Annotated in this window: 9 protein-coding genes; 5 read left to right on the top strand and 4 right to left on the bottom strand. The window is 35.9% G+C overall.

From position 1 onward, the window contains the following. Positions 1-170 precede the first annotated feature (170 nt). The 4 genes from recA to EDB96_RS00745 all read right to left on the bottom strand — a co-directional run bounded on the left by recA (position 171) and on the right by EDB96_RS00745 (position 3,508). A complete protein-coding gene (recA, locus tag EDB96_RS00760; protein ID WP_057115437.1) occupies positions 171-1,178 on the bottom strand; it encodes a recombinase RecA in 1,008 nt (335 codons plus the stop codon). Between the two features lie 157 nt (positions 1,179-1,335). Beyond that, positions 1,336-1,845, bottom strand: coding sequence for an acyl-CoA thioesterase (locus tag EDB96_RS00755; RefSeq protein WP_134138772.1), 510 nt, complete (start codon positions 1,843-1,845; stop codon positions 1,336-1,338). A 123-nt stretch (positions 1,846-1,968) separates the two neighbouring features. Next, positions 1,969-2,352, bottom strand: a complete 384-nt coding sequence (locus tag EDB96_RS00750) for a hypothetical protein (protein ID WP_057115435.1) — start codon at positions 2,350-2,352, stop codon at positions 1,969-1,971. A gap of 7 nt (positions 2,353-2,359) precedes the next feature. Beyond that, positions 2,360-3,508 (bottom strand): ATP-binding protein, encoded by a 1,149-nt coding sequence (locus EDB96_RS00745; protein ID WP_134138771.1) that lies wholly within the window; start codon positions 3,506-3,508, stop codon positions 2,360-2,362. A 433-nt stretch (positions 3,509-3,941) separates the two neighbouring features. Between EDB96_RS00745 and EDB96_RS00740 the strand changes: the two genes are divergently transcribed. The 5 genes from EDB96_RS00740 (at position 3,942) to EDB96_RS00720 (ending at position 12,390) form a co-directional block, all read left to right on the top strand. Then, a complete protein-coding gene (locus EDB96_RS00740; RefSeq protein ID WP_057115433.1) occupies positions 3,942-4,394 on the top strand; it encodes a hypothetical protein in 453 nt (150 codons plus the stop codon). 190 nt (positions 4,395-4,584) lie between these two features. Further along, positions 4,585-5,877, top strand: a complete 1,293-nt coding sequence (locus EDB96_RS00735) for a hypothetical protein (protein ID WP_057115432.1) — start codon at positions 4,585-4,587, stop codon at positions 5,875-5,877. Positions 5,878-5,979: 102 nt separating this feature from the next. After that, positions 5,980-6,387 carry a hypothetical protein gene (locus tag EDB96_RS00730; protein ID WP_057115431.1) on the top strand — a complete coding sequence of 136 codons (408 nt, stop codon included), beginning with the start codon at positions 5,980-5,982 and terminating at the stop codon, positions 6,385-6,387. Then, the gene (gene sprC, locus EDB96_RS00725; protein ID WP_134138770.1) at positions 6,384-7,817 is read left to right on the top strand and encodes a gliding motility protein SprC; all 1,434 of its coding nucleotides are present in this window, start codon (positions 6,384-6,386) and stop codon (positions 7,815-7,817) included. Before EDB96_RS00730 ends, sprC begins: the two co-directional genes overlap by 4 nt. Position 7,818: 1 nt before the next feature. Further along, positions 7,819-12,390, top strand: a complete 4,572-nt coding sequence (locus EDB96_RS00720) for a type IX secretion system membrane protein PorP/SprF (protein WP_134138769.1) — start codon at positions 7,819-7,821, stop codon at positions 12,388-12,390. Positions 12,391-12,502: the final 112 nt, after the last annotated feature.

The following is a 12,502-nucleotide window of genomic DNA, read 5'->3' as shown; positions in this document are numbered from 1 at the left end:
AAGCCTCAAATTGATATATGGCTTACCAATTTGGAAACCCTGCTTTTTTTAATAGATGCACTTTTGTCGAAAAGGTTGCGTCAAGTTTTTATTTTTATTTGAATAAAAAATCCTGACAGATTTTATAGTCTATCAGGATTTAGATTAGTCATTTTTTGACTTATATGAGATTAAGCATTTGCTAATTCTTTAATATGTTCTTTAATTTTAACTTCAAGTTCGTCAGCAAGTTCTGGATTATCTTTAATTAAAGTTTTAACAGCATCACGACCTTGTCCTAATTTTGTATCGCCGTAGCTGAACCAAGATCCTGCCTTTTTAACGATGTCAAATTCTACAGCTAAATCTAAAATTTCTCCTGTTTTAGAAACTCCTTCTCCATACATAATGTCAAATTCGGCAGTTTTAAAAGGCGGGGCAACTTTATTTTTAACAATTTTAACTTTAGTTCTGTTTCCAATTACATTTTCACCGTCTTTGATTTGTGCAGAACGACGAATATCTAAGCGTACAGAAGCGTAAAATTTAAGTGCGTTACCTCCAGTTGTAGTTTCTGGATTTCCGAACATTACACCAATTTTTTCACGAAGCTGGTTGATAAAGAAAACAGTACAATTTGTTTTGCTGATAGTTCCAGTAAGTTTTCTCAAAGCCTGAGACATTAAACGAGCATGAAGACCCATTTTAGAATCTCCCATTTCACCTTCGATTTCGCTTTTTGGAGTCAACGCTGCAACCGAGTCAATTACGACAATATCAATTGCTCCAGAACGAATTAAGTTCTCTGCAATTTCCAAAGCCTGTTCACCATTGTCCGGCTGAGAAATAATTAAATTCTCGATATCAACATTTAGTTTTTCTGCATAGTTTCTATCAAAAGCATGTTCCGCATCGATAAAAGCAGCAATACCTCCAGCTTTTTGAGCTTCTGCAATAGCATGAAGCGTCAAAGTAGTTTTACCAGAAGATTCTGGTCCGTATATTTCAATAATTCTTCCTTTAGGATAACCATTCACTCCAAGAGCTAAATCAACGCCAAGTGAACCAGAAGAAATCGTTTCTACCTCCACAATGGCTCTGTCGCCCATTTTCATTACGGTTCCTTTTCCGTAGGTTTTGTCAAGTTTGTCAAGCGTTAATTGTAACGCTTTTAATTTGGCTTCTTTGTCTGAACTCATCTTTTTATTAAGTGTCTAAATTGTTATTTTCTTTCAAACAAAAATCAAAAAGAGCAAATAACTTCCTGGTTTTTATTTGTGACTTGTAATTTGGTAAAATTAGTTCTTTTTTTTGAAGTTAATTGTCCCAAATTGTATCAAATTTGCACAAATTGTACTATAAAAATAAAGCCTTTAATTCTGTTGCATCAGATGGTTTTATCTTTCCGGCAAGTAGTAAACTCAGCTGTTTACGACGAAGCGCTGCGTCAAAACGTTGTATTTCTAGATCGGTTTCAGGTACAATCGCAGGTACTTCAACTGGTCGTCCAGTGTCGTCTACAGCAACGAAAGTATAAATTGCTTCATTTGCTTTTGTTCTGTTTCCAGATTCGCGGTCTTCTACCCACACATCAATAAAAACTTCCATAGAACTTTTGAATGATCTTGAAACTTTTGCTTCTACCGTTACAACGCTTCCAAGCGAAATAGCTCTGTTAAAAGCAACGTGATTTACAGAAGCCGTAACTACAATTCGACGTGAATGTCTGCGGGCAGCAATACTTGCAGCGCGATCCATTCGGGCTAATAACTCGCCGCCAAAAAGATTGTTTAAAGGATTAGTTTCGCTCGGTAAAACTAAATCAGTTAAAATAGTTAGAGATTCTGAAGGATGTTTTGGATTCATTTTTTTAATAATAAAATTTTGTTTGGATGCCCAATAATTGGACTTTTTTTGCCACAGATTAAACAGATTAAAATCTGTTAGAATTTGTGAAATCTATGGCTAACTTTAAAATATTTAAGGTTGTTAATTCAACCAATAAACTGCCATTACAGCTGGTATAAAATATATAACAATGGTTCTCGCGCCATCGTAATCTTTTGCCAGTCTTTGTCCGAAAAGCATCATTAAGAGACAAATACATGAAAATATAGCTCCGTAAAAACCAAATTCTCTTCCGTTATTTGTTAGTAATTGAATACCTCCGACAACACATAAAATTCCCGAAATTAATTCTAATATCAGTAAGTGTAAAAGAGCGAGCGGTACTTGATTTTTTAGTGGTGTTTTGGCAAAATGTTCTTTAAGCCAAGTTACATTATCATTCCAATAAAAAATTTTTTCGTAGCCCGATTGTAAAAAAGTTAAGGCTAAAAATGCCAAAAGTAAGATTGAAGCAACATTGTTCATTTGAAATCTATTTTTTATGAATTAAACGTGTTAGTTTGATCGATAAATCAGTTAGAATTATTTTTGCATTTCCGTTTCTTTCAATATGGTACATGGCATCTGAAAGTTCTTTAAAAATTTCGTGAATGTTGTTTCCATTTACAAAAGGCGCAAAATTTTCGAGTTTAAATTTATCAACTTTAGGTTCTATGTAAACTAAACTCGGCGCTTGATAATTTAACATTAGAGCTTGTCGGAACATTTCGATACAATATTGTATGAATTTTTTCTGGCTTTCGCGTCCAAGCGCAGCGATTTGCTCGCTCCATGAAATTAAATCCTGAATGGCTGCCGCATTTCCTTTTGCTCTAAAAGCAGCTCGAACCCAATTTACAAACCATTGTTCAAATGGAAATTCGTCATCATCCTCTTTCAATAAATGGAGCGCTTTGCTAAAATTACCCTGCGCTTGATGCGCAATTTTTTTAGCTAAATTCGGATCTATACTTTCTTGTGCAACCAAAGCTTCGGCTATGACTTTTTCTGGAAGTCCATTAAAGTGAATTACTTGGCAACGAGAACGAATGGTTTGAATAATATCTTCTTCATTTTCAGAAATCAGAATAAACATGGTTTTATCTGAAGGTTCTTCTAAAAGTTTCAAAAGTTTATTAGAAGCGGCGATATTCATTTTATCGGCCATCCAGATAATCATGATTTTATAACCGCCTTCATAAGATTTCAAAGCAAGTGATTTTAACACTTCCTGCGCATCTTCTACACGAATTTCACCTTGTTTGTTTTGAACACCCAAAATTTTGTACCAGTCGAACAAACCTCCGTAGGGCATTTCTTGAATGAAACTGCGCCAGTCTTGTATAAAATCTAAACTTTTGGGTTTGGTTTTTACATCTTCGGTAGTAACGGTTGGATAAATAAAATGCAGATCTGGATGTGAAATGTTTTCAAACTTAAGATTACAAGAATCGTTTCCGTTTGAATTTTCGTCGCCTGTATTACTGCATAAAATGTACTGGGCATAAGCAATGGCAGTGATTAATGTGCCGCTTCCTTCTGGACCAACGAATAATTGTGCATGCGGGATTCTACCAGAAGCAGCACTTTTTATCAAGTGGCTTTTGATGTAATCTTGACCTAAAATTTGAGAAAATTGCATGGAGCAAAGATAGAAGAAAATGATGTAGTCAAAAATTTTACAGATAAGATTATTTCGTAGTTATAATTTTGAAATTACAAACTCATTTTTCGATTTTTTTCGGATGACTTTCGACATTATTTTGTTAATAAATGTCTCAACCTGAGCAGATATCAAGATTTTTTTGTTAATATTTTTTTTCAAAAAACGCGAAACGTAAGTATTTTTTTATTATTTAAAAGAAAGGATTCGTTTTTTTTATAGCGATTATCTTACGGTTTAGATTTTAACAAATTTAACAAAAAGCACGTTAAAACGCACATTTTCTCGACATAACACTGGTTTTTAAGGTTTTTTTAAGGTTTTTTTTTGAAAAAAAAAATCATTAGAGTTGTAATTTAAGTTAATTTATATATTTTTGTTTTTATCAACAACCAATTATAAATAAGAATCTATGAAAGGGAAAATTACTCTGTTAAGTGCACTTTTTATCTTAACTACTGCAGCCGTTTCGGCACAGGCAAAAAACGCACCAAGAAGTATTATTAGTACAACAGCTCTTATTCGTAAATACCATGATCAAAAAGAATTGAGCGGTATGCAAAAAGGAGAACTTTTGGAATTATACATTGAGCGTATCAAGGTTCTTGTAAAAACCCTTCCTTACATTGCTTTGGTTACAAAACCTGGAGTTACTATGGCCGATCTTGGTATTCCAGACGATAACGAACACAAAAAAGTTTTAGATGCTCAGGCAGTTGGTACATCAACATTTTTGGATACTACAGTAGAATTCCAAAGAAAAATGATGCCTTACTCTGATAAAGGAAATCTAATCGCTGCAATCTTGTTCTACGAAAGTACATTGAAATCATTACACGAGTTCAACGATTTGAACGAAATGTAATAAAGATATTTTTTTTTAAAACCTTTTTCGAAATGTTTACGTAGATGGATGAAATCTATTTGAACATTCTTGAGAAACAAAATAAAAAAAAACTCATTCTCGAGGGTTCTGATAATTTCGGAAAACTCGAGAGGAGTTTTTTCATTTACGCATACCCAAATTTATTATTAACCGTAATACCCCCCTTATCATGAAAAAAATTACTCAATTAATCTGCGTTCTTTTGACAGTTACGAGTATGAGTGCTCAACAAGAGAAAGGAATTATGGGCTACAACAATTGGTTAAACAATTGGACTGAATTTAAGCCTAACAAAGTGGACTATGGAGAAGCAAACCAAATTTTAGCAGGAAATATTTCTGTTAATACTAAATTGCTGAAAAGAAATATCTACGTTTTGCAAGGAAACGTATATGTTACAAACAATGCTGTTTTAACTATTGAACCAGGAACTTTAATTATTGGTGATTTCGAAACAAAAGGAACATTGGTAGTTACAAAAGGTGCACAAATTGTTGCAGACGGTTTAGAAACAGATCCAATTGTATTTACTTCAAACCGCAGCATGAAAAAAGCTGGAGACTGGGGTGGACTTGTAATTCTTGGTGATGCTCCAATTAATAAATTTGGAAATGTAGGTTCTTACAACCTTGATCTTGACCCAACTCTTACTACTTACGGTGGAGACAACGTAGCTTCAAACTCTGGAATTTTAAGATTTGTTAGAATCGAGTTTGCTGGTAAAAAAGTAAAAGGTTTAGATACATTTAACGGTTTAACTATTGCAGGTGTTGGAAACAAAACGATTATTGACAATGTAATGGTAAGCTACTCTGGAGGTGATTCATTTGCTTTCTTCGGTGGTGATGTTAATGCTTCTAAATTAGTTTCTTATAAATCTATCAACGACGACTTTAAATTTACACAAGGTGTACAATGTCGTTTATTCAACTCTTTAGCAGTTAGATCTTCTTACTTATCAAGTAACAAAGACGGATCTCGTTGTATGGAGGTGAAATCTTATGAGAAAAAGAACGAAACAGACTTTACAAAAAAACAAACTCTCGTAGCTGCTACAAATATTACTATGCTTAATGACAGTGAAAATATCAAAGCTGATATTCAAGCAGGGTTAGTAAAAGAATGTGTATATGTTGCAGAAGCTGCTTCTCTTGAATTAAAGCGTAGTGTAATCTCTGGTTTCAATCCTGCTGTTTTATTAGACAGTAAAATTGAAATCAACGATGCTAATCTTAAAAAAATCAAATTTGAAGAAATGTACTTCAACTTATGTAACGGAAACATCTTTACAGAGTACAATTCTAATAATGAAGATTTAGAGAGCTGGTATGGAAATAGCGTGTTTTTTAACGTTTATTCTCAAAGCAGTAACAATGAAACATTCATTGATATCGCAAACCCTAAAAAACCAGATTTCAGATTACAACTAGGAAAAATCACGGCTTCAAGCGGCAATAGATAAATAGATTTCGATTTTTATTTCCACGCGTAAATTTTATTAATAAAGTCCCCAGACACAATTTATGTATCGTCTCTAACGGACCCAAATAAAGATCAAAACATAATGGTATCTACGAAAAAATATTTTTTATATATAATATTTTTGGTTTCGCCTATTTCGTTAACTCTATATGCACAGAATACAGCAGAAAAACCTACAAAGGCTGCTGGTTCTGAGTGCACATTAACTTTAGGTAATGTTAACCAAAACAGTACTAATGCTGTAATTGAAAACAGCAATTCAGATAAATTTAATCAGTTTATAGTAGGGATGTCCAACCCCAAGGACAGCCTTACTATAGTAGCTGAACCAAATACTGTATCTGACGAATGTCAGGAAAATTCATCGCTTACAGCAACTTCAATTCTTGCAAAAGATATAATTGAAAACTACAAGTATGATTTTTCTGAAACATTCATTGATATTTTGTTTTTTGAGCGTATAGACTTAGCAAGAACACGCACTATATGATTCAAAAAATTACTTTATCTTTTACTAAATTTTTACTTTTATTTAGCATTTTGTTCTTTGCTAAATCGAATTCTTATGCGCAAACTATAGTGCCTCAAACATTTGATGGTTTAGAAAAGCTTTGTGCTGGAAATTCGTTTAATGAATTTTATGCTAGTTTTAGTTATATAGATTTTCCCGCAGGTACTACTTTTGTAGTTGAGCTTTCAGACGCTGCGGGAAATTTTACTTCTCCTATTGCTACGACACTGCTACAGACAATCGATGTTTCTGCTACTCAAAAAACAATTAAATACGCAGTGCCAACAGATTTAGTTGGTTCTGACATCTACAGTTTAAGAGTGAAAAGTTCAACTGGAGTTACTAGTACGAGATTTAAAAATTCTTTGGGAAATACTTCTTTTCCTGCTTATTTTAAACAATTCGAAGGTCCTTTCTTTATTAATAACAAAAGTGATGTTGCTATGATTTGTTCTGGCGGTAATTTAACACTTTCTATTAGTTCAGAATCACCTTCTCCTGCCAGTATCGCTAATATCAAATACAAATGGTATAAAGACGATGTTCTAATAGCAGGACAAAGTTCTAAAGAGATAGTTGTAAACAGTACAGGAAAATATTATGCAGAGATTGATTACGGACAATGTTCTGATGTAAACTTTAGTTCTAATCGTGTCAATGTCACTTCTTCAAGCAGCGGTTCTGCTGTTACTATCGATTCAAGCTTAGGTAACCCATTTTGTGCCAGCGGTACAGGAACGGTTTTAACAGCAACTTCAGGAAATAGTTATGTTTGGAAAAAAGACGGAGTAGTTATAGCAGGTGCAACAAATCGTACGTATTCAACAAATGAATCTGGAGTTTATACTGTCGAAGTAGATTTTGGAGGATGTAAAGCTACAGGAAGTATTAATCTTCAAAGCAACGGATTTGAAGCAAGCATAGATGCTCAAGATGGATATAAACTAAGTGAAGGTGAAACATTAACGGTTAATGTTACAACAGATGCTACAAATGCTACTTTCGAATGGTACATAAACAACAATTTAATTGCTGGAGAAACAGGAAGTTCATATGTGATATCCGTAAAAGGTAATTACAAAGTAAAAATTTCTCAAGCCTCTGGTTGTATTGCAAACAGAGAGTTTTCATTTAAAATTAATGGTGATTCCGGACCGTCAACAGTTATTCCAAATATCATAAAGTTGAGCGGGATGAATCCGTATTGGAATATTCCAGATGAATATAAGAATGCTTCTACCAGTGTAATTATTATTAGTTCAAACGGAGATAAGGTTCTCGATGTAGTGAATTATCAAGGCGATTGGCCTCAAAACAATATAGATTTTAAAAATGTAAATCCCGTTTATTACTATGTCATTAAAGGCGACACAGGTGAAAAAAAAGGATCAATAACTGTGATAAAATAATATGAAGAAAATTTTACTATTCATCACTTTATTTTACGGTTTTTCAAATGTACTCTATTCTCAAAATGCTTCTGAGGATGGAGTTGTTTCGTTTTCATTACCTATCAGAAATTCTTTAAAGTTTAATAGATATTTAATTAACCCAACATTCAGTTTTGTTCGAGAAACAAATCCATATATAAGTTTTTATAATAAGAGACAATGGGTTCAGTTTGATGATGCTCCACAGACTTATATTGCCAATTATTCTGGGCGTATCAAAGAAAATGATGCTTTTGCAGTTGCATTATTTCAACAAAATTATGGATTAATGACTCTTTTTGGAGGTGTTGTCAATTTTGCGCACAACATTGTTCTTCAAGAAGACAGTAATTTGACTTTTGGTTTAAATGTTGGTGCTTACCAAAGCGGTTTAAATACAGGAAAAATTATCTCAGACGATTCAGATATTCTAACTGGAGAATTTCCTAAAAGTACACTTCTTACCGTAAATCCAGGTATTAACTATGGTACAACTTTTCTAGATTTCGGATTGTCGATCAACAATTTAGTGCTTTACAATTTTGGGTCCGGAATGGTTAAAGATGATCCAGAAAGAGCAATTGAACTTCATGCAATGTACACTGGGTACATTGACAGCTATGGATTTTTTGACAGAAGTAAATTTTCAGGTATTTTAAAAACAGAGATTAAAAAAGACAAAACAGTTATTTCCGGACTTGGTATGCTGACTCTTCAACAAGGAGTTTGGGCACAAGCAGGTTACAACACTTTATATGGAGTTTCAGCGGGACTTGGGGTTAATATTTCTCCAAGCATTGCTATTGAATATAACTACGAAAGAGGAATGGGCAATTTCTCAAACCTAGGCGGATCACACGAATTTGCCATTGCCTATAAATTCAAAAACAGAAATTATTATTACGGAGATGATGATGAAGGATCATTGATTGATCCATCTAAACCAAAGCCAGTACCTGCAAAACCAAAATCAGAAGCAACTCAAGTTAACAGAACTGAGATTGCTGAAAAGAATAGACTGGCAGCCGAAGCAAAAGCAAAAGCCGATGCTGAAGCAAAACAAGCCAGACTTGCCGCTGCAGAGAAAGTTAAGGCAGATGCCGAAGCTGCTGCAAAAGCAAAATTAGAAGCTGACAACAAAGCTAAAGCAGATGCTGAAGCTATTAAGATAAAATTAGCGGCAGATGCAAAAGCAAAAGCCGATGCTGCTGCTGCTGCGAGAGCACAAACAGCCACAGCAAATAGAGCAGTTGCTGCAACACAAAAAACTGCTGCACAATTGGCTGCTGATAAAGCAAGAGCAGATGCAGAAGAACGTAGAATAAAATTAGCTGCAGATAATAAAGCTAGAGTGGATGCTGCTGCCGCTGCAAGAGCACAAGCCGCTGCAAACAAGCCAGGAGCAACTGCAGCACAAAAAACACAAGCACAACTTGCAGCTGACAAAGCGAAGGCTGATGCAGAAGCAATGAAATTAAAATTAGCTGCAGACGCAAAAGCAAAAGCTGATGCTGAAGCTGCCGCAAAAGCGAAAGCTGCTGTTGCAACTCCGCAAAAAACACAGGCACAACTTGCAGCTGATAAAGCTAAGGCAGACGCGGAAGCAATGAAATTAAAATTAGCTGCAGATGCAAAAGCAAAAGCCGATGCTGAAGCTGCTGAGAAAGCAAAAGCTGCCGCTGCAAAACCAGTAGCCGCTCCGCAAAAAACAGCTGCACAATTAGCTGCAGATAAAGCAAAAGCAGATGCAGAAGCTGCTGCTAAAGCAAGGTTAGCCGCTGCTGAAAAAGTAAAAGCTGATGCCGAAGCTGCAAGACAAGCTAGACTGGCAGCAGCAGAAAAAGCTAAGGCAGATGCTGAGGCCGCAAGATTAAAATTAATTGAAGATAATAAAGCGAAAGCAGAAGCTGCTGAAGCAAAACGTAAAGCCGATGCAAAAGCGAAAGCAGAAGCTGCAGATATGCAGTCAATTCTTGCTGCCGATGCAAAAGCGAAAGCAGACTCAGATGCATTACAAGCTAGATTAGCTGCAGAAGCAAAAGCAAAAGCCGCAGCTGAAGCAAAAACTAAAGCATCTATTGATGCTGCTAATAAGGCAAAAGCTGCAGCAGATGCAAAAGCAAAAGCTGCAGAAGAAGCTGCTCTTAAAGAAAAATTAGCTGCCGATGCAAAAGCAAAAGCAGATGAAGAGGCAAGACAAGCTCTAATTGCTGCTGAAGCAAAAGCAAAAGCCGATGCGGAAGCATTAAAATTGAAACAAGCAGAAGATGCTCGTCAAGCACAATTAGCTGCAGAAGCAAAAGCGAAAGCAGATGCTGAAGCACTTCAAGCGAAACTTGTTGCAGATGCAAAAGCGAAAGCCGATGCCGAAGCTGCAGCAAAAGCAAAATTAGAAGCAGATAATAAAGCAAAAGCGGAAGCCGAAGCACAACAAGCAAGACTAGCGGCAGAAGCTGCGGCAAAAGCCGATGCAGAAGCTGAAAAAGCTAGATTGGCTGCAGATGCAAAAGCAAAAGCAGATATGGAAGCTCTACAAGCAAAACTAATTGCTGACGCCAGAGTTAAAGCCGATGCTGAAGCAACTGCAAAAGCAAAAGCAGAAGCAGAAGCGAAAAAATTACAAGAAGCGGAAGAGGCACGTCAAGCTAAATTAGCTGCAGATGCGAAAGCAAAAGCTGACGCCGAAGCGTTACAAGCTAAACTTGCTGCAGAAGCAAAAGCGAAAGCAGATGCAGAAGCATTAAAAGCACAACAAGCTGCTGAAGCTAAAGCAAAAGTTGAAGAAGAAGCACGTCAAGCTAAATTAGCTGCTGACGCAAAAGCAAAAGCTGACGCAGAAGCATTACAAGCTAAACTTGCTGCGGATGCCAAAGCAAAAGCAGATGCAGAAGCATTAAAGGCACAACAAGCCGCAGAAGCTAAAGCAAAAGTTGAAGAAGAAGCACGTCAAGCTAAATTAGCTGCAGATGCCAAAGCAAAAGCGGATGCGGAAGCATTAGAAGCTAAACTTGCCGCTGATGCTAAAGCAAAAGCAGATATGGCTGCTCTTCAAGCAAAATTATTGGCTGATGCAAAAGTTAAAGCAGACGCAGAAGCTACAGCAAAAGCGAAAGCAGATGCAGAAGCGAAAAAATTACAAGAAGAGGAAGAAGCGCGTCAGGCTAAATTAGCGGCCGATGCAAAAGCAAAAGCGGATGCTGAAGCATTAAAAGCACAACAAGCTGCTGAAGCTAAAGCAAAAGTTGAAGAAGAAGCACGTCAGGCTAAATTAGCTGCCGACGCAAAAGCAAAAGCTGACGCAGAAGCATTACAAGCTAAACTTGCTGCGGATGCCAAAGCAAAAGCAGATGCAGAAGCATTAAAGGCACAACAAGCCGCAGAAGCTAAAGCGAAACTTGATGAAGAAGCGCGTCAAGCTAAATTAGCAGCCGATGCCAAAGCAAAAGCAGATGCTGAAGCATTAGAAGCTAAACTTGCCGCTGATGCAAAAGCGAAAGCAGATATGGCTGCTCTTCAAGCAAAACTTCTTGCCGATGCAAAAGCGAAAGCTGATGCAGAAGCTACAGAGAAATTAAAAGCGGAAGAAGAAACAAGAAGACTTAGAGAAGAAGAAGATCGTCAGGCAAAATTAGCAGCAGAAAAAGCGAAAGCCGATGCAGAAGCAGCTGCTCTTGCAGCTTCAGCTAAAGATGCTACTGCTAAAGCAATTGATGATTTGACGAAATCTATTGATGATACAAGTAAAACACAAAATGATTTATTAGCACAATTCACAGCAACTGTTGCTAATAAACAAAAAGACTTAAGTGATTTAAAAGAAGAGAATGATTTAAGTGAAAAAGGAATTTATAGAGAGCCAAAACCTTTCAAAAGTGTTGCGGCAGAAAACAGTCAGATTGAAGCTTTAAAATTACAGATTGCTGAAGCAAATAACAGCATGAAAAATGAAATCAATAAGCTGACTAATCTTTATAACGAGAGACTTAAAAAATTCCCTAAAAACGATCCGTTAAACAAAGCGTATCTGGATAAGATAAACGAACTGAAAGCGGCTCAATTAAGAATGGAAAAAGAAGGCGCCGCATTATTAGCCGACTTAGAGCGTATTAAAACAGAGACAGAAATTGAGCGTAAACGTAGAATTAAACGTGCGGCTTACGAGAATGATCAAGGAAGATATGCGCAGGACATTGCTGCTCTTAAACGTATTAAAGAAACGACTAAATTAAGCAGTACCCCATTGACGGCAAATGATTTTGATTTTGGTGAAGAGCAGTCAAATATGCAGATTATTAAGAATATTAAAAATTCTGATAGTGGTTATTATTTAATTATTGCGGTGCATAACAGTGTAGAGAAACGTGATGAGTTCTTGACTAAAGCGGTTGCTTCAGGACGTTCAGATGTAAATTTCTTTTACAATGTAGCCACAAGTAAATACTATATCTATTATGAAAAGTATGATGGTTTACAAGAGGCAACCAAAGCATTAGAAGCGAAAGGAACTAAACCATATAACGGCAAAATGGCTATAGTAAAAGTTGAGAATTAGAAGAAGAATTAATTATATAGATGCGGCTTCTTTGAAAAAAGAAGAGGAACATAAAGTAAATTTTAATAAAGAGTATATGCTGTTTTTTAAATGCCCCTTTAAAAAACAGCCG

The organism is Flavobacterium sp. S87F.05.LMB.W.Kidney.N (assembly GCF_004366435.1).
Lineage (GTDB): Bacteria > Bacteroidota > Bacteroidia > Flavobacteriales > Flavobacteriaceae > Flavobacterium.
This window is presented reverse-complemented; position numbering and strand designations above follow the sequence as displayed.